This is a genomic window from Paraburkholderia sp. BCC1886 (assembly GCF_900996245.1).
Taxonomy (GTDB): Bacteria; Pseudomonadota; Gammaproteobacteria; order Burkholderiales; family Burkholderiaceae; genus Paraburkholderia.
In genome coordinates this window covers 18,616-40,957 of record NZ_CAAJGK010000074.1, presented here as the reverse complement: position 1 = coordinate 40,957, position 22,342 = coordinate 18,616, and the positions used below count along the sequence as shown (strand labels likewise).

Genomic DNA, 22,342 nt, shown 5'->3' with positions numbered 1-22,342 from the left:
CCCGCGCGGCAGAACCGCGCGGGCACCTTGCGAGGCGCAAGCTGCATGGACATAGCGGGGTATTGCCAAGGTGCATTGCAACATGCGTCTCGCGTACCCGCCACGGGAGACCAAGTGTGCTTCATCAAATCATCGACCGCAGGTTAGCAGGCAAGAACAAGAGCATTGCGAATCGCGAACGCTTTTTGCGTCGCGTCAAAAACTACATACGTCGCGCCGTGTCGGATGCGGTGCGCGACCGCAGCATCAAGGACATTCAGAACACCCAGAGCATCACCATCCCGCGCAAGGACATCGCGGAGCCGTCGTTCCGCCATGGTCCGGGCGGCAAGCGTGAAATGGTGCATCCCGGCAACGCGGACTACATCCGCGGCGACAAGATCCAGCGTCCGCAAGGCGGCGGCGGTGGTGGCGGCGGCAATCAGGCCGCCAACGAAGGCGAGGGTCAGGACGACTTCGTGTTCGAACTGAGTCGCGAAGAATTCATGCAGTATTTCTTCGACGACCTCGAACTGCCGCGTCTCGTCAAAACTCATCTGATGGCCGTGCCCACGTGGAAAAGCGTCCGCGCGGGTTGGGCTGCCGAAGGCACGCCGAACAACATCGACGTGGTGCGTTCGCTGCGCAGCGCGCTCGGCCGGCGCATCGCGCTCGGTGCGCCGCTCACCAACCAGTTGCGCGAGATGGAACGGCAACTCGAGGTGATGAAGGCGGACCCCGACGACCGTCGCGAAGAAATCAAACTGCTCGAAGAGGAAATCCACCATTTGCGTGGCCGCATCTGGCGCATTCCCTTCATCGACCCGTTCGACCTGCGTTACGTGAATCGCGTGAAGGAGCCCACACCGTCGAGCCAGGCCGTGATGTTCTGTCTGATGGATGTGTCCGGCTCGATGGACGAGCAGCGCAAGGACTTGTCCAAGCGCTTCTTCATCCTGCTGTACCTGTTTCTGAAACGCAATTACGAGCGCATCGAAGTGGTGTTCATCCGCCATCACACGCGCGCCGAAGAGGTGGACGAAGACACGTTCTTCCATTCGACCGAAAGCGGCGGCACGGTGGTGTCGAGCGCGCTGGAATTGATGCAGAAGGTGATGGACGAACGCTACTCGCCGACTGAATGGAATATCTACGGCGCGCAGGCCTCGGACGGCGACAACTGGACCGACGACTCGCCGAAGTGCCGCAAGCTGCTGGCAGATGACATTCTCGAAAAGGTGCGCTATTTTGCGTACATTCAGGTCGCGCCGGAAGAGCAGAACCTCTGGCTCGAGTATGCGCAACTGGCCATGAGCCAGCCGCATATGGCAATGAAGAAAGTCGAAACCGCGGCCGACATCTATCCGGTGTTTCGCGAATTGTTCGAAAAGCAGGTGTCGTCCTCATGACGAAAAAACACCTGAACAGCGACGTGCCCGGCAAGGCGCCGGAACACGAAACAGGCGTGCCGCAGCCGTCGTCGGGGCATGCCGGGGCGAAACCGGTCGAGGGTGACACCACCTCGGCCGCCACCGCCGGAGCAGTCGACAGTGCCGCAGCACGGGGACACACCGGAACGCCCACTCAGGGGCAAAGGGAAGTCCGTATGAACGCATCCGATAGACGGCCTTTGCCGTGCCCGTCCGACTGGACCTTCGAACTGATCGAGGAGTACGACTCGCATATTGCCCGCGTTGCGGAGCAATACGAACTCGACGTGTATCCAATCCAGCTCGAACTCATCAGCGCCGAACAGATGATGGACGCTTACGCGTCCGTCGGCATGCCCGTGAACTACCGTCACTGGTCGTTCGGCAAACACTTTCTCTCCACCGAAAAAAGCTACCGTCGCGGGCAGATGGGGCTGGCGTACGAGATCGTCATCAATTCGAATCCCTGCATCGCATACCTGATGGAAGAGAACACGATGACGATGCAGGCGCTCGTCATCGCGCATGCGGCCTATGGTCACAACTCGTTCTTCAAGGGCAATTATCTGTTCAAGCTGTGGACGGATGCGCACGCGATCATCGACTACCTCGTCTACGCGAAGAACTACATTGCGGAATGCGAGGAGCGCTTCGGGCTCGACCGCGTGGAGGAATTGCTCGATTCGTGTCACGCACTGATGAATTACGGCGTGGACCGTTACAAGCGTCCACAGAAGCAGTCGCTCGAGAAGGAGTTCGCCGCTCGCCGCGAACGCGAGGCGTATCTGCAATCGCAGGTCAACGAATTGTGGCGCACCTTGCCGACCCGGCAAACACCGTTGCCGGAAGAAGTCGAAGGGCGCTATCCGCCGGAGCCGCAGGAAAATCTGCTGTATTTCGCGGAGAAGAATGCGCCCTTGCTCGAACCGTGGGAACGTGAAGTCATTCGTATCGTGCGCAAGGTCGGGCAGTATTTCTATCCGCAACGCCAGACCCAGGTCATGAACGAAGGCTGGGCGACTTTCTGGCACTACACGCTGCTCAATACGATGTACAGCCAGGGCAAGCTGGAAGACGGCTTCATGATGGAGTTCCTGCACTCGCACAGCAACGTGGTGTACCAGCCGCCGGTCACGAAGCAGTACTACAGCGGTATCAATCCGTACGCGCTCGGCTTTTCGATGATGAGCGACATCCGCCGCATCTGCGAGACGCCGACCGAAGAAGACCGCAAGTGGTTTCCCGAACTGGCGGGCAGTCCGTGGCTACCCGCGCTGCACTATGCGATGCGTAACTTCAAGGACGAAAGTTTTATTGCACAGTACCTGTCGCCGAGTCTGATTCGCGAGATGCGCCTGTTCTCGGTGCTCGACGACGACATGCGCGATTCGCTCGAAGTGTCGGCCATCCACGACGACAGCGGCTACCGTTACGTGCGGCAGGCGTTGTCCCGGCAGTACGACATGCATCATCGCGAGCCGAATATTCAGGTCTGGTCGGTGAATACGCGCGGCGACCGGAGCCTTACGCTGCGGCACTTCATGAGCGACAACCGGCATTTGTCCGGTGACAGCGAAGAGGTGCTCAAGCACATGGCGCGCTTGTGGCAATTCGACGTCTATCTGGAAAGCGTCGACGAAAACGGCACCGTCAGGAAGCGTTACGACTGCCGGTACGTGCCGCCCGCCGTGAGGGTCTGACAGCACTGTCGTAGCGCCTCACGTCTTCCCCGTCGTTTAAAAGCCAGCCTCCGAGCTGGCTTTTTTCATGTGCGCGAGATTCGCAATTGCAGCCGATTCGCAGCCCGATTGTCGCAAAACTAACAATATCCCAACACGTCCTTTCTATTCTGTAAAATTCGCCCACGCGTTTTTGATCAGAGAGGAAGACCCACCATGAGCCAGCTAACCGACTCCGACTCCGCCGTGCCCTCGGCCCAGGACACGCGGCGGCGCATCTTTGCGATCGTCGGTGCTTCGTCGGGCAATCTCGTCGAGTGGTTCGACTTCTATGTGTATTCGTTCTGCGCGCTGTACTTCGCGCCGGCGTTCTTTCCGAGCGGCAATCCCACCACGCAGTTGCTGAACACCGCGGGCGTGTTCGCCGCGGGCTTTCTGATGCGGCCGATCGGCGGCTGGTTCTTCGGCCGTCTCGCCGACAAGCATGGCCGGCGCACCGCGATGATGGTGTCGGTGTTCATGATGTGCGGCGGCTCGCTGGTCATCGCCGTCCTGCCCACTTACGCGCAGATCGGCGCGCTCGCGCCGGCGTTACTGCTGGTGGCGCGGCTGTTCCAGGGCTTGTCGGTCGGCGGCGAATACGGCACGAGCGCCACGTATATGAGCGAGGTCGCGCTCAAGGGGCGGCGCGGGTTCTTCGCGTCGTTCCAGTACGTGACGTTGATCGGCGGGCAGTTGTGCGCGTTGCTCGTGCTGGTCGTGCTGCAACAGACGCTCTCTACGGAAGAACTCAAAGCATGGGGCTGGCGGGTGCCGTTTGCGATCGGCGCAGTGGCTGCGCTGATCGCGCTGTATCTGCGCAAATCGCTCGAGGAAACCACGACGGCCGCCACCCGTCAGCGCAAGGAGGCCGGCACGCTGCGTGGACTCTGGTTGCACAAGGGCGCGTTTTTGACCGTGCTGGGTTTTACCGCCGGCGGGTCGCTGATTTTCTACACCTTCACGACGTACATGCAGAAGTACCTGGTCAACACGGCCGGCATGCACGCCAAAACGGCCAGCAACGTGATGACCGGCGCACTGTTCGTCTACATGCTGATGCAGCCGGTGTTCGGCGCGCTGTCCGACCGGATCGGCCGGCGCCGTTCCATGCTGTTCTTCGGCCTGTTCGCGACGATCGGCACCGTCCCTCTGCTGCATGCGTTGAAGGACGTCACGAGCCCGTATGCGGCCTTCGGACTGGTGGTGGTCGCACTGGCCATCGTCAGCTTCTATACGTCGATCAGCGGGCTCATCAAGGCGGAGATGTTCCCGCCGGAAGTGCGTGCGCTCGGCGTGGGCCTCTCGTATGCGGTGGCGAACGCGATCTTCGGCGGCTCCGCGGAATACGTGGCGCTGTGGCTCAAGTCGGTCGGCAGCGAGTCGATGTTCTACTGGTACGTCACGGGAATGTGCGCGATTGCCGGCATCGTCAGCTTGCGGATGCGCGATCCGTCGAAAGAAGGGTATCTGCGTCACGAGCCTTGAGGCCGGCACCGAACCGGAACCGAACCGACCCGCGACCGACCCGGCAGCCCACTAAGCCACCACGATCTCGGTCCCGAGGCGATGCAGCAGGTCGCGTAGCGCCTCGGCCTGGTCCATCTTCGCACCGCTGCGTAGATGAATCTGCAGCGCGCGGCCCGCGATTCCTTCCACGGGATGCGCCAGCCACAATTCCACGGCGAGCCCTAAACCTTCCGGCTGATCGACGACCACCGGCTCGATGACACGCGGCTTGAAACAGGCACTCTCGGACATGGTGAACGACCTCCGGGCTGATAACGGTTCGAGGCCCATCGTAGTCATCGTCGCGCGCTGCTCCAAGCAACAAATTCGCGTTTGCTAATCAGCACGGTCATAGCAAGGATTCTCTGACGGGCTCGGAGCGCTCCGCTGCGAGGTCAGCCGACACCGCCGGGACGTCGGCGCGCCGCGGCATGCGTAACGCCGCCCGCGCGAGCAACAGCAGATGGTAGTAAAGCCGCACGCTCATCCCATAGCGATACGCAAACAGATGCGTGAGCGCGACTTGCAGTCCGACGCGCGCGTCCCGCTGCCGCGCATGCATCGACACGACGATCGGTGCGAGGCGTCGCAAGCTCCGCCTGCGGGCAGCTTCGAGCGTAGCCGGCAAGCTCAGCGCTTCGACGAACGCATACGCGCCGAGTGTCGCCGCTGCATTCGTGCCGCGCGTGCGATGCGAAATAGACGTCGCGGTCTTGCGATACACCGACACGTAGTCGTGCAGATACGCCACCTCGCGCGCGGCCAGACACAACTGCACGCCGAACACGAAATCGCAGCACATGCCGTATTCGTCCCGGTAGCCGATGCGCTTTACCAGTTCGGCATTCGCCATCCAGCCGTTGTTCGGAAACATCTGCGTGAGACCGGCGCGGCCGGGCGGCCGTTGCAATCCTTCGGCTGCGCGAGTGCGGTGAAACGCGCGGTTCAGTTGCTCGCTGGCCGCGAAGTCGATCGCGCCATCGTGATCGGCTTCGTACTGATCGCCGAACGCGGCATCGAGGTTCCGGTGAATCCGCCATAACGACAGGAGTTTCTCGAGACTATCCGTGGTCAACAGGTCGTCGTCGTGAATCAGGACGATCTTGTCGCCGCGAGCGCGCTCGAAAAGGCTGGCGACATTGCGCGCCTGACCGAGCGGCGGCTGGTTCAGCACATAGCGGATACGCGCTTCGTCTCCATAGCGCGCCGCAATCAGTCGTTGCGTTTCGGCGTTCGACGAATCGTCACCTATCACGATCTCGAGCGGTCCAACACTCTGCGTGAGACACGAGTCGATGCATTGCGCGATGAATTCGGGCCGGTTGCAGGTAGGCACGCAGATGGAAACCGTCGGACGGGTAGGGACCGCAGAAGAGATAGACATGGTGTCGCCTTTTATTATCGGAAGAGGGGCGGCAACCGTTTCGCTCGGCGCACGGTGCTGCATGGGGGAAAATAATCCATCGAGGCGAAAAAATAATCGGTAAAAATCAGGAAGAAATGTTTGCTATATGAAGGGAAGTAGAAGGGAAAAATTTATGCGGCTTTGCCCGTGAAATGCAGCAAAGCCGCTTGTAGACTGGCGTTTAATTGTTAGCCGGCTGAAGGCTCGCCTTCGCCGGGCTTCTTGCCGGGACGGTCTGCGGGCGACTGGTTGCGCCCTTCATCGTCGCGTTCGGGCAGTTTGCTTTTCTCGTTGTCGCTGTGAATAGCGGGCTGCGGATTGTCCAGATCCGGCGTGCTGCTTTTGCTTTGCTCTTTTGTTTCGCTCATGTCGTAACTCCTGGATTGACGATGCCTTACGAGTCAGCAAGGCGCAGACCCGATCTATGACCAGCACGCTGGGCATCGCGCCAGAATGCGCGCCTCCTGCACCCGGACGGTGCCCATCCGCTTCTTACAAGTGCAATCGCTGCTCGATATCGACCGCAGATCTAACAGCCAGATTGCCCGCCAGCCAGCGTTCATCAGGCATCGCAGCATCTATCGCATATCACTGGCACGACATTCGCTTAACCCCCACCAGAGTAGAAGCGGCTAGCGAGCCGGCGCTGTTTGCCGGTCACCGTGGGGCATTGCTCTTGGGGCGCATCGTGCGCCCACGTCGAAGCGATTCGACGTTTGAACGGAACCGTCCGGTTCCGCCAACAAGGAGCGTGCGATGCAGTTGCCCCAATTTTTCACCCGAGTGTCATGTGCTTTTTGCACGTCATCCCCGATTCAGTTCCGGGATGTGGGTCATGTCGCGCGTTCCTTGTCGCCTTGCCATTCCACCAAACCCATCCTCCCCACGTTCACACGGAGTTCAGTTATGCGCTTTGCGTCTCTGTTATCTGTCGCCTCTGCTACGTCGTTTCTCTCCTGCATTACGGGCGGGCTTGTTAGAAGCCGCTCTATCTTTACGCGTGTCACTGGTGCTGCTGCTATTGCAGGCGCAGCGCTCGCCGCGCCGCTCGCTCACGCCGAAGATCACGTGACCTTACTCACCAGCTGGTATGCGCAGGCCGAACACGGCGGCTTCTATCAGGCTGTCGCCACCGGCATCTACAAGAAGTACGGGCTGGACGTCACGATCAAGATGGGTGGCCCGCAGGTCAACGGTATGCAACTGCTGGCAGGCGGTCAGGCGGACTTTCTGCTCGGCTACGACTTCCAGGTGCTCTCCAGCGTCGAAGCCGGCATTCCCGTCACCACGGTTGCGGCCGCGTTCCAGTACGACCCGCAGGGCATGATGACGCACGCGGACGTCACCAGCCTCGCCGGTCTGAAGAACAAGACGATTCTGGTCGCCGGCTCCGGCCGCACGACGTGGTGGCCATGGCTCAAGGCCAAGTACGGCTACACCGAAGCGCAGGCGCGTCCGTACACGTTCAACCTGCAACCGTTCTTCGCCGATCCGAACGTGGCGATGCAGGCGTATCCGTCGTCCGAAACGTTCCAGGCGGAACAGGCCCATGCGAACGCGCACTTCTTCCTGTTCGCCGACGACGGCTATCCGCCGTACAACTCGACGATCGTCACGATGCGCGACACGCTCAAGAACAAACCGGACGTCGTGGCGCGTTTCGTCAAGGCGTCGATGGAAGGCTGGAAGAGCTACCTCAACGATCCGGCGCCGGCGAATGCGCTGATCAAGAAAGACAACCCGCAGATGAGCGACGCGCAACTCGCCTACGGCGTGGCGCAGTTGAAGAAACTGAAGCTGGTGACGGGTGGCGACGCCGCCAAAGACGGCATCGGCACGATGACCGATGCGCGCTGGCAGAAGACATTCGACTACATGGTCGGCGCCAGGCTGCTCAAGCCGACGACCGACTATCACGCGGCCTACACGCTGCAATACATCCAGAACGCGAAGGTCATGCCCTGAGGGCGGCCGCAATTCATTGAAGGAGCATCCCATGCTGGTCACCCGTCAACAAGTCCTGCGCCGCTTCTGGTACGCCATCATGCCGATGACGCAACTCGATTCAGGTCCGCAGCCGTTCACGCTACTGGGCGAACCGATCGTGTTGTGGAAGGGCGCAGGCGGCAAGCCGCACGCGTTGCGCGATCGCTGCTGCCACCGCACCGCGAAACTGTCGAAAGGATTCGTCGACGCCGACGGCAACATCGCCTGCGGCTATCACGGCTGGACCTACGACTGCACCGGTCAGTGCGTGAAGATTCCGCAGAACAACGGTGGTGCGATTCCGTCGCGCGCGGTGGTCGACGCGTTCCACTGCGAAGAGCGCTACGGTTACGTGTGGGTCGCGCTCGAAGACCCGCTGCAACCGATTCCCGAGTTTCCCGAAGACGGCGCGCCGGGTTATCGACGCATTCTGCAGTTCTACGAGCGTTGGGAAACCAGCCCGCTGCGCATGATGGAAAACTCGTTCGACAATTCGCACTTCAGCTTCGTGCATAAAGGCAACTTCGGTCTGTTCGACAACCCGAAGCCGTCGAAGTACGAATTCCGTCCGAACGACTGGGGCTTCGAGGCGGAGACGCACGTCCCCGTGCGCAATCCCGAGGCGAGCTACCGCATTACCGGCACGACCGAGGAAGTCACCGAGCGGCATCTGATCAACCGCTGGTTCATGCCGTTCGCGCGCCGCTTCGGCTGCGTGTATCCGGCGAGCGGCATTCACCACATCATCTACAACTGCGCGACGCCGATCGACGATAAAACGCTGATGCTCTCGCAATGGCTGTATCGCAACGACTCGGAAGAAGCGTGCTCGACGCAGGAACTGATCGACTGGGACCGGCCGATTACCGATGAAGACCGCGACATTCTCGAAGCCACCGATTACGACGCCTGCATCGACGTGCGTCGCCAGCAGGAGTGCCACATGGAATCGGATCAGCCCGGTTTGCTGATGCGCCGCATGTTGCTGAAGCTGCTGAACGATCATGGCGAATCCGAAGTGTTTCGCGACGTGGTGCCCATTCACGTGGAGCAATGACGATGACGGCGACTGAAGCTTATATTCCGGCTCCCGCCGCGCCGTTGCTGTCGGTGCAGCGTGTCGACAAGCGTTATCCGAACGGCACGGTCGCGCTCGAAGACGTGCGGCTCGCCATCGAGCCCGGCGAGTTCATCTCGTTGCTGGGTCCGTCCGGCTGCGGCAAGAGCACCTTGCTGAAGATGTTCGCCGGCATCGAGACGCCGACGCACGGTCATATGCGCTGGTGGGGTCAACCGTTCGGGACGGTCGGCTCGAAAGGCCGGCGCATGTCGATGGTGTTTCAGGAAGCCACGCTGATGCCATGGGCGACGGTCGCCGAGAACGTGCGCCTGCCGCTCGATCTCGCGCACGTGCCGCGCCGCGAAGCGGATGCGCGCGTCGCCGAAGCGCTCGACGGCGTCGGTCTCGCGAAATTCGGCAAGGTGTTGCCGCGCGAGTTGTCGGGCGGCATGCAGATGCGCGCGTCGCTGGCGCGCGCGCTCGTCACCGAGCCGGACCTGCTGCTGCTCGACGAGCCGTTCGGCGCGCTCGACGAATTCACCCGCAACCGCCTCGACAGCGACTTGCGCGCGCTGTGGCAGCGGCGCGGCATGACGGTGGTGTTCGTCACGCACAGCATCTACGAAGCGGTGTATCTGTCGAGCCGGGTGGTGGTGATGCAGGCGCGTCCGGGGCGCATCATCGCCGAGGTGCCGATCGGGGGGCCGCTCGCACGCGACGACGCCTATCGTGTCAGCGAACCGTTCATGCAGCACTGCAAGGCGCTCTCCGAGCTGATCACCGACGCGCATCGCGCGTCGTTCGCGAACGAAGAAACAGGAGTGCAATCATGACAGGCGAAGTGCTTGCGGGTCATTCGGGCCAGTCGGGTCAGTCGAGCCATTCGGGAGACGGCGCGCGCGAGGCGGCGGCCGTCAGGCCGGTACGCAAGCCATGGCTGCAGCGGCCGGGCGTGACCAAAGCGGTTGCGCCGTGGGTCGTCGGCATCGTGGTGCTGGCGCTGTGGCAAGCGTGGTGCGTGTTGGGCAAGGTGCCGGCTTATCTGGTGCCGTCGCCCTCGGCCATCGTCACGGAACTCGTGCAGGACGCGCCGTTGCTGTTCGGCAGTCTGCTCGCCACGTTGAAGGTGACGTTGCTGGCGTTCGCGCTCGCCACCGTTTTAGGCGTGGTCATCGCGTTGCTGTTCGTGCAAAGTCCGTTGATCGAGGCGAGCCTGTTTCCGTATGCGATCCTGTTGCAGGTCACGCCGGTGGTCGCCATCGCGCCGCTCATCATTATCTGGGTGAAGGACATGAATGTCGCGCTGGTGCTGTGCGCGACGCTGGTGGCCTTGTTCCCGATCATCTCGAACACGGCGCTCGGTTTGCGCAGCGTGAATCCGGGGCTCGTCAATCTGTTCAGGATCAACCGTGCAACCCGCTGGCAGACTCTGGTGCGCTTGCGCATTCCCAGCGCGTTGCCGTATTTTTTCGGCGGACTGCGTATTTCCAGCGGTCTTTCGCTGATCGGCGCGGTGGTCGCGGAGTTCGTCGCCGGGACCGGCGGCAGCGGCGCGGGCCTCGCGTATCAGATCCTGCAGGCCGGCTTCCAGTTGAACATTCCGCGTCTGTTCGCCGCGCTGTTGCTGATTACCGTGACGGGCGTCGTGCTGTTCGCCATCACGGCATGGGTGTCGCGCCTCGGTTTGCGCGGCTGGCACGACAGCCAACTCTGATTCCTTGCACGAGACTTTATGACGACACCTGACACGACGCCTTCCACGCTGATCCGCAACGCGGCTGCCATCATGACCGGCGGCCGCGGTACGGCGGACGATCCGTCTCGCGTGAAGGGACCCGATATCCGCATCGTCGGCGACACGATCGAGACGATCGGCGCGCTCACGCCACGCCCCGGCGAAACGATCGTCGACGCGACCGATTGCGTGATCTATCCCGCGTGGGTCAACACGCATCATCACCTGTTTCAGTCCTTGCTGAAGGGCGATACCGTCGGCCTCGACGCGACGCTCACGCCGTGGCTCGCCGCCACGCCGTACCGGTTTCGCGCGCTGTTCGACGAGCGGCGTTTCCGGCTGGCCGCGCGTATCGGTCTGATCGAACTGGCGCGTTCCGGTTGCGCAACGGTGGCCGACCACAACTACGTGTATTACCCGGACATGCCGTTCGACAGCTCGGCGATCCTGTTCGAAGAAGCGCAAAAACTCGGCTTGCGTTTCGTATTGCTGCGCGGCGGCGCGACGCAGACGCGGCAACTCGAAGCGGAGTTGCCGACCGCCCTGCGGCCCGAGTCGCTCGATGCATATGCCGCGGATATCGAGCGGCTGGCGGCGCGCTATCACGACGCGTCGCCGCGCGCGATGCAGCGCGTGGTGATGGCGCCGACCACGGTGCTGTATTCGATCTCGCCGTCCGAGATGCGCGCGACGGCGGCGCTCGCGCGGCGGCTCGGTTTGCGTCTGCATAGCCATCTGTCGGAAACGGTCGGCTATCAGGACAGCGCACAGGCGATGTACGGTCAATCGCCGGTCGCGTTTTGCGGCGAGCACGACTGGCTCGGCAACGACGTGTGGTACGCCCATCTCGTCAAGGTCGACGCGGATGAAATCGCCATGCTCGCGCAGACCGGTACCGGCGTCGCGCATTGTCCGCAGAGCAACGGGCGGCTCGGCAGCGGCATCTGTCCGGTGCGCGAGATGGCCGATGCCGGCGTGCCGGTGTCGATAGGTGTCGACGGCGCGGCCTCCAACGAAGCCGCCGACATGATCTCCGAAGTCCACATGACCTGGCTCGCGCAGCGCGCGCGGCGCGGCATGCAGGCACAACCGGCGTATCGCGGCGGCAGTTTCGAGGGTGGCGCGAATGCGGCGAGCGTGGCCGACGTGATTCACTGGGGCACGGCCGGCGGCGCGCAGATCATGGGACTCGACGAGATCGGCAGGGTCGCGCCGGGCTTCGCGGCGGACCTTGCCGTGTATCGTCTCGACGACCCGCGTTATTTCGGCTTGCACGATCCGGCCATCGGTCCGGTCGCGTCGGGGGGACGTCCTTCTCTGGCCGCTTTGTTCGCGGCGGGCAAACGCATCGTCGCGGACGACGCGATCGACGGTGTGGATCTGAAGGAACTGGCCCGCGAGGCACGCGCTGCCGTGAGCGAGTTGCTCGCCGAAGTCGCGTAACGCGAATGCGTGAGGAGCGCGGCCGGCACTTACAAACGAGTGCTTGACCGCCTCCGGCAATCAGCGCACCGTGCACGAGCCGACACACCTGTACGCGGGAGTAAGCCATGTCTCTGAACTTCCCGAATTCGAGCCGCAGTTATGACTCATCGCGCCGTTGCGTCAATTTCTGGGGTTACGACAATACCCGCGAAATCGTCTTCGCCGTGAACACTTCCGTCATCTCGCATCTGAGCCCCAGCGCAGGCAGCGACGAGCCCGCGTTACTGGCGGCGTTCGACCGGCATCGCGAGCAGATACTGACTTTGGCCCGTGGTTTGTACGCGGGCGGTCCGCAGAACCGCTATACGATTGCGTGACGGTCGCAGCCCGTCACCGTCCAAGAAATTCCAGCGCGTTCTGCAGCAGCCAGTTGTCCCGTGCCGTGTCGGACATCGGCAAGGCTTCGAATTGCGCGAGCGCCTGCTCGACCGGCATCATCGGGAACGAGGAGCCGAAGATCATCCGTTTGTTCAGCACCGTGCGGCCGTATTGCAGCAGCGGCTCGTAACCGGAATGCGCGGTCTCGAACAGCTTCGGCTTGACGGCCACGGTGCCGATCCACAAATTCGGATGACGCCACGCCACCGCGATCAGATCGAGCACCCACGGCCAACCCGGCGGCGACGCGCAGACTTTGAGATCGGGCAGCGCCATCATCACGCGGTCGAGCGCGGCGGGGTGACCCAGGCTCATCGACGTGTGCGTCGAGAAGTTCGTGCCGCAGTGAATATTGACCGGTACGCCGAGTTCGACACACTTCCTGTACAGCGGAAAGAGCAGCGGGTCGTCGATCGTAAGCCGGTGCTCGAAGCCCTGCACATTGAGCCCCTGAAGCCCCAGTTCGCGGACTGCGGTTTCGAATTCGGCAACGGCCTCGTCGCCCCGATGCGGGTCGACGCCCGCAAAGCCGATATAGCGCTCGCCATACGTGCGGCAAAACTCGCTGACGGCTTCATTCGAAAGTCGCACGCCGAACGTCGACCGTAAATCGCGCGCCTTGAGAATCACGTGTTTGGCCTGCAGGCGTTCGTAGCTGTCGAGATACGCGGCGAGCGGGTCGGCATGGCTCGCCTGTTCCCGCGCCTGCGCGACCTGAGCCTCGGTGCCCGAATACACGCGTCGATAGTTGGCGAGATGCGTGGACTGGCCGTCGAGTTGCAGAACGGGCGGACGGCTTGAAAAGTCGACGAACATGTAGGGTTCTCCAGAGCACTCGATGTCTGACGGCTTAGCGCCAGCGCGATTCCTGACGGTCGTAGGTGCCGGCGAAAGGGTCGGCGGTCCCGGCAATCAGGCGCTTCTTTGCGATCTTGCGCGACGGGGTGCGCGGGAAGTCCTCGGTCATGTAGTGCAGAAAACGCGGCACCTTGAAGCCGGCAAGATGTTTCGCGCAATGTTCGAAGATCAGCGCGGGCGGCACGTCGGTCTGGCTCAGACCGTCGCGCAGTTTGATATAGGCTTTGACCTCTTCGCGGCGCAACGGATCGGGCACCGCCACGACCGCCGCTTCGTCGATCGCGTCCATGCTGCGCAGCACCGTTTCGACTTCGGTGGCCGACACGTTTTCGCCGGCCCGTTTGATCATCTCCTTGATGCGGCCGACGATGTAATAGAAGCCTTCGGCATCGCGCCGGAACAGGTCGCCCGTGCGGAACCAGCCGCCGTCGAAACTTTCGGCATTGGCTTGCGGGCGCTTGTAGTAACCCCACAGAATGCCGCGTCCGCGTATCCATAGTTCGCCGATCTCGTCCACGGCGGCCACCGTGCCGTCGTCGCGGCGAATCTCGACATCGCGAAACGGCGCCGGCAATCCGCACGTGCGTTCGAGCGCCTGCCCGGCGGCCCAGGCGGGAACCAGCAGTCCGGTGCCCACTTCGGTCATCCCGAATCCTTCGCGTGCAACGACGTTGAAGCGCGACTGCACCTCTTCGCGCGCCGCGCGGGTCCAGCCATAGATGCTGATATAGCGCAGACACAGGTCGGCATCGCCGGGTCCTGCGGGATGCGCCTTCAACGCCGGTTCCGGGAAGATGCAATAGTGAATCCGGTAGTCGACGAGCCAGGTCATGAAACGCGTCAGACTCATCCGTTCGGCGATATACGCGGTGCCGCCGAGTTTCAGCGTCATCAGAAACTGCCACATCGGGTCCATGTAGAAGAAGGGCGCCCAGATCAGCACGTTCTCGATGCTGCTGTCCGCTGCACGGCGATGACGCGCGGCACCGTGGCAGTGAATCATCCAGTAGTCGTGACTCAGCATGCAACCCTTCGGGAAACCGGTCGTGCCGGACGTGTACTGCAGGTTCAGCAGATCGTCGCGCGACACTTGCGCGGGCGCGACGAAATCCGCATCGCCGGCTTCGACGAACGCGTCCCAGTTCAACGGATGGTCGGAGTCGCCGCGCACCACCACGCGCTCCCACGCGATCAGGCCGGGCAGCGCCGGCATCGAACGCAGACGCGGCAGGAATTCGGCATCGATCACCAGGTACTGCGCATCGGCGTCGTTCAGCACGAAAGCCATCTCGTCTTCGGTGTAGGCCGCGTTGACCGGGACCATCACCGCGCCGATGCGCCCGAGCGCAATCCAGGTCAGCGGAAATTCAGGGCCGTTCCTGAGCATGAGCGCGACGTGGCAGCCTTTGCGCACGCCATGCTTCATCAGCGAGTCGGCGAGTTGCGACGCCGCCCGGTCGATCTGCGCGTAGGTCATCGTGACGCCGCGGTCGAACCAGACGGCGGCCGGTTTGTCGCCATACAAGGCGGCCTGTTCGCGAACGAACTGGCCGAGCGATTCCGGCAGGGCGAGTTGCTCCTGCCGCTTGCGACGGACGAGTTCGTCCGCCACGGTCGGCGACTGTGTGTTCATGTCATTCTCCTGAAGCTTTTTAAGCGTCCCGTCCATGCGACGGGGAACTGGGCAACGTTGAGGACGCCGCGGCGGGTCCCTTCAGCCGTCCGCGATAATCAGGCAGTTCTCCGGCGCCCAGTCGAGCACCACCGGGTCGCCTCGCGTATAGACGCCCGCCGCGCGGTCGTTCTGTTGCTGCACGATGATCTGGCGGTCGCCCGTAATCCGGACGTGATGCCGCACGACGCTGCCTAGCGTGATCGAATCGTCGAGCGTGCCGCTGCCCTGAACCACGCCGTCGTGAGCCGCATCGGCGGCCGCGCGCAGCCGCACGTATTCCGGGCGGATCAGCAGTTGCACGGCGGAGCCGTTCGCCGGCGCTGTGTCGCCGCTCACGCCACGCAGCGGACCGAGCGGCGTCGACACGACCGTGTGGCCGTTTTCAAAACCTAGCACGGTGCCCGGAATCAGATTCGCCGTGCCGATAAAGTCCGCGGCGAATGCCGTGCGAGGCGCGCGATAGAGTTCGTTGGGCGTCGCGATCTGTTCGACGCGGCCCTCGTTCATCAGCACGATGCGGTCGGACATCGACAGCGCTTCGTCCTGATCGTGCGTGACATTGAGCATGGTGATGCCGAGCTGCGCATGCAGGCGGCGAATTTCCACCTGCATCTGTTCGCGAAGTTTCTTGTCCAGCGCCCCGAGCGGTTCGTCGAGCAGGATCAGCGCCGGGTTGTAGACGATGCAACGCGCGAGCGACACGCGCTGCTGCTGCCCGCCCGACAGCTCTTTCGGTTTGCGCTCGGCGAGATGCGGCAGACGCACCATCTCGAGAACGTCCATCACACGGCGCCGGATCTCGGCCTTGGCCAGCTTGCGAACCCGCAGCGGGAAAGCGATGTTCTGGAACACCGTCATGTGCGGCATCAGCGCGTAGTTCTGGAACACCATGCCGAGGCCACGCTCGCTGGGCGGTGTATGCGTGATGTCCACGCCGCGCACGAAAATGCTGCCGCTGCTCGGCGACGCCATGCCGGCAATCAGGTTGAGCAGCGTGCTCTTGCCCGAACCGCTCGGTCCGAGCAGGGTCACGAATTCCCCCTGACGCACGGTCAAATCGGTCGGCGCGAGCGCCTCCACCGAGCCGTAGCGTTTGGAGACCTGCTTTAGTTCGATCATCGGTGTCATCTGATTTCCCCTGAAGCGCCGGTTCAGCGGCGCTCGTGGCGCATGACCACTTGCGCCGCGTTATGTCCCGGCACGCCGGTGACGCCGCCGCCCGGATGGACCGACGCGCCGCATTGATAAAGCCCTTCGACGGGCGTGCGGTAATCGGCGGCGCCGCGTACCGGTCGCTTGAAGAAAACCTGATCCGCGCTGATTTCCCCTTGATGCACATGACCGCCGGGCAACGCGAAAATCCGTTCGATATCGACGGGAGCGAGCACCTGGGCCGCGTCGATGCACTCGCGGATATCCGGTGCATGCTCGGCGAGCGTGTCGAGCACGGTCTCGTACAGACGTGGCCGGTGCGTGTCCCAGTCGCCGTCGCGAAGACGGTAGGGCGCATGCTGTCCGAAGATGCTGATGAGATGTTTGCCGGCCGGCGCTACCGTGGGATCGACGGCACTCGGCGTAATCACGACCAGCGGCGGGCGCTGGGCAATCTCGCCGTACTTCGCCGCATCGAAGGCCCGCTCGAGGTACTCGATGGACGGCCCGATGCGCACCTGCGCCGGGTACGCAAAGCCGGCGTCGGCGGCATCGAAGTCGGTGAAGGTCGGCAGCCGGTCGAGCGCCAGGTTGACCTTGAAGACCGTGGAACGATCGCGTATATGCGACACGCGCTGCAAAAACTCGCCGCTGACCGAGTCGGGCTTCAACAGTTGCTGGAACAGGATCTTTGTCGCAACGTTCGAGATCACGCAGCCGGCCTCGATGCGTTCGCCCGTCGTCAGCGTGACGCCGCTCGCGCGGCCGCCGGTCAGGTCGACGGAGGCGACCGGTGCGCCGCAACGCACTTCCATGCCATGTGCGCGTCCCGACGCGGCAATCGCTTCGGAGATCGAACCCATGCCGCCGCGGATGAAGCCGGCGGGACCGGCCGGCGTGGTGTGATCGCGAATGAAGCCACGCAGCAGCACGCTGGCGGAGCCCGGCTCGCAGATGCTGGTCGTCGCGCCACCGCACGACGCGTAGAAACCGAGCGCCGTGATCATTGCTTCGGAGCGGAACCAGCGAGCCAGCAGATCGCGCGCGCTCAGAGTCAGCAGGTCGCAGATATCGTGAAACTGCTCGCCCATGTCGCGATAGCGCCATGCGAATTTCAGGAGCTTGCTGCGCGCGGAGAGCGACGCGTCGGCGGGGTCGGGCGGAATCTCGAACAGCATCTGCTCGATGATCTTGCCGAGCTTCAGCATGTACTGGCGCCAGGCCGGATACACCTCGGCATCGCGCGTGTCGAAGCGCGCCATGTCGGCGGCGAGGCGCGCGGGATCGGCGCGCATCAGCAGCGTGCGGCCGTTGCCGAACAGGTGCAGCATCGGCGGCGGCGTCAGCACCTCGTAGCCGTACTTCGCCAGTTCCAGTTCGGTAATGATGCGAGGCTGCAGCAGCGCCATCGTGTAGGACGCCACCGAGACCCGATAGCCGGGCCACACGGCTTCGCTGACCGCGGCGCCGCCGGCCAGATCGCGCCGCTCCAGCACGCAGACCTTGTAGCCCTGGCGGGCAAGATAAGCGCCGCACACCAGCCCGTTGTGTCCGGCACCGACGATGACCGCGTCGTATTTCCTGTTCATGGTGGGGTTCGGAAAGTTATTCGTTAGGGGCATTGCGGTGCTGCAACGCCATGATGGTCAAGCAGGCTGCCAGCGAAAGCACGGTCAGCAACGTCGAGACGGCGGCCAGAACCGGCGACACTTCCCAGCGGATCGCGCTATACATCTTCACGGGCAGCGTGGTGGTCTGCGGCCCCGAGATGAAATAGGCGATCACCACTTCGTCGAACGACAGCAGGAAAGCAAACAGCACGCTCACCGCCACCGAGCCGCGAATCTGCGGCAACACGACTTCGCGGAAAATGCGCACACGGCTCGCGCCCATCAGCAGCGCCACGGCTTCGAGCGACGGGTCGGCGTTGCGCAATCCCGAGCCTACGGCAATCACCACGAACGGCACGACCAGCACGGTGTGCGCAAGCGCGAGTCCCCACACGGTGTTGACCAGCGACAGCGCGGAATATTGCATGTACACGCCGAGCCCGAGCACGACGACGGGCACCAGCATCGGCGTGATCGCGATGGTTTCGACCAGACGCTTGCCGGGGAAGCGGGCGCGGGCCAGCGCATAGGCGCCGGGCACGCCGGCCGCCACCGACAGCGCGGCGGCCAGCAGGGCGACCATCACGCTATTGCCGATCGCGCTCCACCAGGCCGGATCGCCGAGAAACTGCCGGAACAGTTCGAGCGAGAACTGGTGAGGCGGGAATTGCAGTTCGGTGCCGCCGCCGAACGAGATCGGCACGATGACGAGACTCGGCAACAGCAGGAACAGATAGCCGATCCAGCCGCCGACCGAAACGAGCACGCGGGTCAGCACGCGCCAGTCGCGGCGGCGCGGGACGGCAGGGGCGAAGTCGTGGCCGGTGCCGGCCTGAGTGATGGATTCCATTAGTGCAATGCCTCCTTGCCGCGTTCCAGTCGACCGAGCAGCGCCACCAGCACGCCCGAGCAGGCCAGCAGGACCATCGCGATGGCGGCCGCCAGCGTCCAGTCGAGCGTCTGCCGCGTGAAGGTGTCGACCAGGTTGGCCAGCATCATGTCGCGGCGTCCGCCGAGCAGCGCCGGGGTGATGTACATGCCCATCGAGAGCGTCAGGCACATCAGGACGCCGGCCAGCACGCCCGGCATCGACAGCGGTAACGTGATGCGGGCAAAGATGGTCGACGGCGGCGCGCCCATCAGCTCGGCCGCACGTTTCAGGTTGGGATTCTGCGCAGTGAGGCTCGTCAGGATAGGCAGCACCATGAACGGCAACAGGTAGTTCATCATGCCGATCACCACGCCGATGCGATTGAACACGAGCTCCGGATGCAACGCATCGCCGCTTAGCCACGCTATCGTCCTGGCGACGATCCCCTGACTGCCCAGCACGACGGTGAACGCAAAGCTCTTCACCAGAATGCTGGTCCAGAACGGCAGCATCACCATGATCAGATACGGTGTGCGGCGCCGCGCGCTCAGACTCGCCAGATGCAGCGCGATCAGATAGCCGAGGACGAGGCTCGCCAGCGTGGACTGCGCGGCGATGGTCAGCGTGTTACCCAATACGCGGTGAATCAGCGTGCTGTGCAGGACCTCGCTATAGCCGCGCAACGTGAAGCCGTCGGCATGGATGCTCGACCAGCCCACGAGGCCGAGCGGCCACATGAAGAACACCGCGAGCAGCCCATACAGCGGCAGCAGCATCGCGAACAACGTGCGGGGATTGAGGGTATAGGTCATGGCGGCTTGCCGGCCTGCGATTAGTCGAGCATCCAGGTGGTAAAGCGGTTCTGCAGCGCATCGTAGTGGTCGCCCCACCAGGCATCGTTGATGACGATGCTGTTGGCGTCGTGCATGTCGGGCATCCGTTGTTTTGCGCTCGCGGAGATCAGCTTCATTGCGTCGGCGACGTTGGGGGCGAACTCGACCTGTTCGCAGAACGCCGCCTGACGATCCGGGCGCAGGCAGAACGCGACGTACTGCATGGCGGCTTTGGTGTTCTTGCCGTATTTCGGCACTGCCAGATATTCGAGGCTGTTGAGCGTCTGTTTCATCGCCATCTGGATGGACGTGCCGGCCCGTTGCGCCGGCAGCACGCGGCTCAGATACGTGTAGGTGAAATCCAGTTCGTTGGAGGCGATCAGGCTGACCGTCTCGGGCGTCGTCTCGATCCATTTGCGCACACCCGGCTTGATGCGGTCCATCGCCTTGAATGCACGTTCAATATCGAGCGGATACAGCTTGTCCGGCGCGACGCCGTCGGCGAGCAGCGCCATCTCCAGGTTTTCGCTGACGCGCGGGCGCAGGCCGCGGCGGCCCGGAAAGGCCTTGACGTCCCAGAACTCGGCGAAAGTCGTGGGATGCCTGCCATCCGGCGTGCGCTTCGGGTCGAAGCCCAGACCGCCGGCGTACGAGTAGGTGCCGACGAAATCCGCGCCGGTCTTCGTGATGAGTCCGCCTGTCGCCACGATCGACGGATCGAGTTTTTCCCACATGCCCTGACGCGAGCCGGAGACGATCTGCGGGCCGATGCTGTCGAAGACGTCCCACGAGACGTTCTTCGAGTCGACCTGAACCTTCATGCGGGCGAGGTCGGCGCTATTGAGCAGTGTCACCGGGATACCGGTTTCTTTGGCAAACGGCTCGGCGAACGACGAACGCACTGCGGCTTCGTACGCGCCACCCCAGCAGGTGACCGTGATGCCGCGCGACTGCGCGCGCAGGATGGCCGGCGCGCCGAGCATAGCGGCGCCGGCGATGACGCCGCTCTGCTGGAGAAAGCGCCGCCGCGCCGGTCTGATTTCCGGCAACACGGTGTCGACAGTCGAAGAAGGCGAGGGCTTGTTCATATCGTTGCTCATAGGGGTCTCCAGGCGCGGCTCAGGACGTAGTTCAAAGGCGGATTTATCCGGCGATCCAGATGGCTTTCCAGTCCATGTATTTGTCGAACGCATGCATCGACTTGTCGCGGCCGAAGCCGGACTGCTTGAAGCCGCCGAACGGCGAAGACATGGTGCCGCGATCGAAACAGTTGACCCACACGACGCCGGCTTTCAACGCACGCGACATCTGCTGGACGCGCGTCACGTTCGAGGTCCAGACCGCGGCGGCGAGACCGTAGATGGTGTCGTTGGCAATCGCGATGGCTTCTTCGGGCGTGTTCACGGTGATCGCGGAGAGCACCGGGCCGAAGATCTCTTCACGTGCGATACGCATGTCGTTGCGCACGCCGTCGAAGACCGTGGGCTCGATGAAATAGCCGCCGCTGTCACGATTCGCGGCCCGGCCGCCCGCGATCACGCTGGCGCCGTCCGCCCGGCCTGCGTCGATGTAGGAGAGCACCGACTCGTATTGCGACTGGCTGACGATCGCGCCCATGCGCGTGGCAGGATCGAGCGGGTCTCCGGGCACCAGATCCTTCGCGATCGCCGCGACCTTGTCGAGCAGCGCGTCACGGATCGACGCCTGCACGATCAGCCGCGAGCCGGCGTTACACACCTGGCCGCTGTTGCCGAAAATGCCCGCGGCGACGGCACGCGCGGCGGCGTCGAGGTCGGGACAATCGTCGAGCACGATATGCGGACTCTTGCCGCCGCATTCGAGTCCGACGCGTTTGATATTCGACTGCCCCGAGTACTGCATGAAGAGCTTGCCGACCGCCGTCGAGCCGGTGAATCCCACGCCGTCGACGTCCATGTGCAAACCGAGCGCGCGGCCCGCGGTTTCGCCGAAACCCGGCAGCACGTTGAGGACGCCCGCAGGCAGACCCGCTTCGCAGGCGAGCGCCGCAATCCGGATCGCGGTGAGCGGGGACTGCTCGGCGGGCTTGAGCACGACCGAGTTGCCGGCGGCGAGCGCGGGACCGAGTTTCCAGCTCGCCATCGACAGCGGATAGTTCCACGGCACCACGGCGGCGACCACGCCGATCGGCTCGCGCACGATCATCGTCGTCACGTCGGGCGCGGCGGGTGCGGTCTCGCCATACAGCTTGTCGATCGCCTCGCCGTACCACTGGATGCAGGTCGCTGCGCTCACGATGTCGCCGTTATAGGCGTTCGTAATCGGCTTGCCCACGTCGAGCGATTCGAGCAGCGCAAGCTCTTCCCGATGCGCAAGAATCAGCTCGGCGAATCTCAGCATCACGGCTTTGCGTTCGGCCGGCGCGCGGCGCGACCACACGCCCGATTCGAATGCCTGGCGAGCGCTCTTCACGGCGAGATCGACATCTTCGGCGTCGCACTCGGCGATCTGCGCGATCGTCTGTCCGGTGGCGGGGTTGATGGTCGGAAAAGTTTTGCCGGATCGGGCCTGCACGTACTGGCCATTGATGAAGGCGCGTCCTTCCGGACGCAGGTTGGCGGCGCGTTCGCGCCAGACCGACGCTTGAGGAATGCTCACGGCTTTGCTCCTGGAGAATGA

The 22,342-nt window shown here is 63.2% G+C and carries 20 protein-coding genes; 9 read left to right on the top strand and 11 right to left on the bottom strand.

Annotation, left to right across the window (positions count from 1 at the left end):
• Positions 1-116 precede the first annotated feature (116 nt).
• The 3 genes from FQ746_RS24770 to FQ746_RS24760 all read left to right on the top strand — a co-directional run bounded on the left by FQ746_RS24770 (position 117) and on the right by FQ746_RS24760 (position 4,615).
• Positions 117-1,388: a YeaH/YhbH family protein gene (locus FQ746_RS24770; RefSeq protein ID WP_144112361.1), complete on the top strand. Its 1,272-nt coding sequence runs from the start codon at positions 117-119 to the stop codon at positions 1,386-1,388.
• The gene (locus FQ746_RS24765; protein WP_144112359.1) at positions 1,385-3,109 is read left to right on the top strand and encodes a SpoVR family protein; all 1,725 of its coding nucleotides are present in this window, start codon (positions 1,385-1,387) and stop codon (positions 3,107-3,109) included. Before FQ746_RS24770 ends, FQ746_RS24765 begins: the two co-directional genes overlap by 4 nt.
• Positions 3,110-3,304: 195 nt before the next feature.
• Entirely contained in the window at positions 3,305-4,615 is a 1,311-nt protein-coding gene (locus tag FQ746_RS24760; RefSeq protein WP_144112357.1) for an MFS family transporter, read from the top strand.
• A 51-nt stretch (positions 4,616-4,666) separates the two neighbouring features.
• On the opposite strand, the gene FQ746_RS24755 is transcribed toward FQ746_RS24760, so the two are convergent.
• From FQ746_RS24755 to FQ746_RS24745, 3 genes are all read right to left on the bottom strand, one after another.
• Positions 4,667-4,888 (bottom strand): hypothetical protein, encoded by a 222-nt coding sequence (locus tag FQ746_RS24755; protein WP_144112355.1) that lies wholly within the window; start codon positions 4,886-4,888, stop codon positions 4,667-4,669.
• Positions 4,889-4,985: 97 nt separating this feature from the next.
• Complete coding sequence (locus FQ746_RS24750) at positions 4,986-6,020, bottom strand: glycosyltransferase family 2 protein (protein ID WP_144112353.1); 1,035 nt, start codon at positions 6,018-6,020, stop codon at positions 4,986-4,988.
• Positions 6,021-6,229: 209 nt separating this feature from the next.
• Positions 6,230-6,409, bottom strand: a complete 180-nt coding sequence (locus tag FQ746_RS24745) for a hypothetical protein (protein WP_144112351.1) — start codon at positions 6,407-6,409, stop codon at positions 6,230-6,232.
• Between the two features lie 622 nt (positions 6,410-7,031).
• On the opposite strand from FQ746_RS24745, the gene FQ746_RS24740 reads away from it, so the two are divergent.
• From FQ746_RS24740 to FQ746_RS24715, 6 genes are all read left to right on the top strand, one after another.
• Positions 7,032-8,006: an ABC transporter substrate-binding protein gene (locus FQ746_RS24740; protein ID WP_186310848.1), complete on the top strand. Its 975-nt coding sequence runs from the start codon at positions 7,032-7,034 to the stop codon at positions 8,004-8,006.
• 31 nt (positions 8,007-8,037) lie between these two features.
• On the top strand, positions 8,038-9,084 hold the full coding sequence (locus FQ746_RS24735; protein ID WP_144112347.1) for an aromatic ring-hydroxylating oxygenase subunit alpha: 1,047 nt from the start codon (positions 8,038-8,040) through the stop codon (positions 9,082-9,084).
• A 2-nt stretch (positions 9,085-9,086) separates the two neighbouring features.
• Positions 9,087-9,920 carry an ABC transporter ATP-binding protein gene (locus tag FQ746_RS24730; protein ID WP_144112345.1) on the top strand — a complete coding sequence of 278 codons (834 nt, stop codon included), beginning with the start codon at positions 9,087-9,089 and terminating at the stop codon, positions 9,918-9,920.
• The gene (locus FQ746_RS24725) at positions 9,917-10,801 is read left to right on the top strand and encodes an ABC transporter permease (protein ID WP_260854159.1); all 885 of its coding nucleotides are present in this window, start codon (positions 9,917-9,919) and stop codon (positions 10,799-10,801) included. Before FQ746_RS24730 ends, FQ746_RS24725 begins: the two co-directional genes overlap by 4 nt.
• Before the next feature lie 18 nt (positions 10,802-10,819).
• A complete protein-coding gene (locus FQ746_RS24720) occupies positions 10,820-12,265 on the top strand; it encodes an amidohydrolase family protein (RefSeq protein WP_144112343.1) in 1,446 nt (481 codons plus the stop codon).
• A 107-nt stretch (positions 12,266-12,372) separates the two neighbouring features.
• Positions 12,373-12,624, top strand: coding sequence for a DUF1488 domain-containing protein (locus FQ746_RS24715; protein WP_144112341.1), 252 nt, complete (start codon positions 12,373-12,375; stop codon positions 12,622-12,624).
• A gap of 13 nt (positions 12,625-12,637) precedes the next feature.
• On the opposite strand, the gene FQ746_RS24710 is transcribed toward FQ746_RS24715, so the two are convergent.
• From FQ746_RS24710 to FQ746_RS24675, 8 genes are all read right to left on the bottom strand, one after another.
• Entirely contained in the window at positions 12,638-13,501 is an 864-nt protein-coding gene (locus FQ746_RS24710) for an amidohydrolase family protein (protein WP_144112339.1), read from the bottom strand.
• Positions 13,502-13,535: 34 nt separating this feature from the next.
• Positions 13,536-15,176 (bottom strand): class I adenylate-forming enzyme family protein, encoded by a 1,641-nt coding sequence (locus FQ746_RS24705; RefSeq protein ID WP_144112337.1) that lies wholly within the window; start codon positions 15,174-15,176, stop codon positions 13,536-13,538.
• 81 nt (positions 15,177-15,257) lie between these two features.
• A complete protein-coding gene (locus FQ746_RS24700) occupies positions 15,258-16,346 on the bottom strand; it encodes an ABC transporter ATP-binding protein (RefSeq protein ID WP_260854158.1) in 1,089 nt (362 codons plus the stop codon).
• A 23-nt stretch (positions 16,347-16,369) separates the two neighbouring features.
• A complete protein-coding gene (locus tag FQ746_RS24695) occupies positions 16,370-17,959 on the bottom strand; it encodes a phytoene desaturase family protein (RefSeq protein ID WP_144112335.1) in 1,590 nt (529 codons plus the stop codon).
• Between the two features lie 16 nt (positions 17,960-17,975).
• On the bottom strand, positions 17,976-18,830 hold the full coding sequence (locus tag FQ746_RS24690; protein WP_144112333.1) for an ABC transporter permease: 855 nt from the start codon (positions 18,828-18,830) through the stop codon (positions 17,976-17,978).
• Positions 18,830-19,663: an ABC transporter permease gene (locus FQ746_RS24685; RefSeq protein ID WP_144112331.1), complete on the bottom strand. Its 834-nt coding sequence runs from the start codon at positions 19,661-19,663 to the stop codon at positions 18,830-18,832. Before FQ746_RS24685 ends, FQ746_RS24690 begins: the two co-directional genes overlap by 1 nt.
• A 20-nt stretch (positions 19,664-19,683) precedes the next feature.
• Entirely contained in the window at positions 19,684-20,784 is a 1,101-nt protein-coding gene (locus tag FQ746_RS24680; protein WP_144112329.1) for an ABC transporter substrate-binding protein, read from the bottom strand.
• A 43-nt stretch (positions 20,785-20,827) separates the two neighbouring features.
• A complete protein-coding gene (locus FQ746_RS24675; protein WP_260854157.1) occupies positions 20,828-22,321 on the bottom strand; it encodes an aldehyde dehydrogenase in 1,494 nt (497 codons plus the stop codon).
• Between the last annotated feature and the right edge of the window lie 21 nt (positions 22,322-22,342).

Bases quoted from the DNA above. Each gene is read 5' to 3' on its own strand.
- FQ746_RS24695 (WP_144112335.1), bottom strand. From the start codon at position 17,959: ATGAACAGGAAATACGACGCGGTCATCGTCGGTGCCGGACACAACGGG.
- FQ746_RS24765 (WP_144112359.1), top strand. From the start codon at position 1,385: ATGACGAAAAAACACCTGAACAGCGACGTGCCCGGCAAGGCGCCGGAA.
- FQ746_RS24745 (WP_144112351.1), bottom strand. From the start codon at position 6,409: ATGAGCGAAACAAAAGAGCAAAGCAAAAGCAGCACGCCGGATCTGGAC.
- FQ746_RS24710 (WP_144112339.1), bottom strand. From the start codon at position 13,501: ATGTTCGTCGACTTTTCAAGCCGTCCGCCCGTTCTGCAACTCGACGGC.
- FQ746_RS24685 (WP_144112331.1), bottom strand. From the start codon at position 19,663: ATGACCTATACCCTCAATCCCCGCACGTTGTTCGCGATGCTGCTGCCG.
- FQ746_RS24735 (WP_144112347.1), top strand. From the start codon at position 8,038: ATGCTGGTCACCCGTCAACAAGTCCTGCGCCGCTTCTGGTACGCCATC.
- FQ746_RS24705 (WP_144112337.1), bottom strand. From the start codon at position 15,176: ATGAACACACAGTCGCCGACCGTGGCGGACGAACTCGTCCGTCGCAAG.
- FQ746_RS24725 (WP_260854159.1), top strand. From the start codon at position 9,917: ATGACAGGCGAAGTGCTTGCGGGTCATTCGGGCCAGTCGGGTCAGTCG.
- FQ746_RS24720 (WP_144112343.1), top strand. From the start codon at position 10,820: ATGACGACACCTGACACGACGCCTTCCACGCTGATCCGCAACGCGGCT.
- FQ746_RS24730 (WP_144112345.1), top strand. From the start codon at position 9,087: ATGACGGCGACTGAAGCTTATATTCCGGCTCCCGCCGCGCCGTTGCTG.
- FQ746_RS24680 (WP_144112329.1), bottom strand. From the start codon at position 20,784: ATGAGCAACGATATGAACAAGCCCTCGCCTTCTTCGACTGTCGACACC.
- FQ746_RS24715 (WP_144112341.1), top strand. From the start codon at position 12,373: ATGTCTCTGAACTTCCCGAATTCGAGCCGCAGTTATGACTCATCGCGC.
- FQ746_RS24700 (WP_260854158.1), bottom strand. From the start codon at position 16,346: ATGACACCGATGATCGAACTAAAGCAGGTCTCCAAACGCTACGGCTCG.
- FQ746_RS24690 (WP_144112333.1), bottom strand. From the start codon at position 18,830: ATGGAATCCATCACTCAGGCCGGCACCGGCCACGACTTCGCCCCTGCC.
- FQ746_RS24755 (WP_144112355.1), bottom strand. From the start codon at position 4,888: ATGTCCGAGAGTGCCTGTTTCAAGCCGCGTGTCATCGAGCCGGTGGTC.
- FQ746_RS24760 (WP_144112357.1), top strand. From the start codon at position 3,305: ATGAGCCAGCTAACCGACTCCGACTCCGCCGTGCCCTCGGCCCAGGAC.
- FQ746_RS24750 (WP_144112353.1), bottom strand. From the start codon at position 6,020: ATGTCTATCTCTTCTGCGGTCCCTACCCGTCCGACGGTTTCCATCTGC.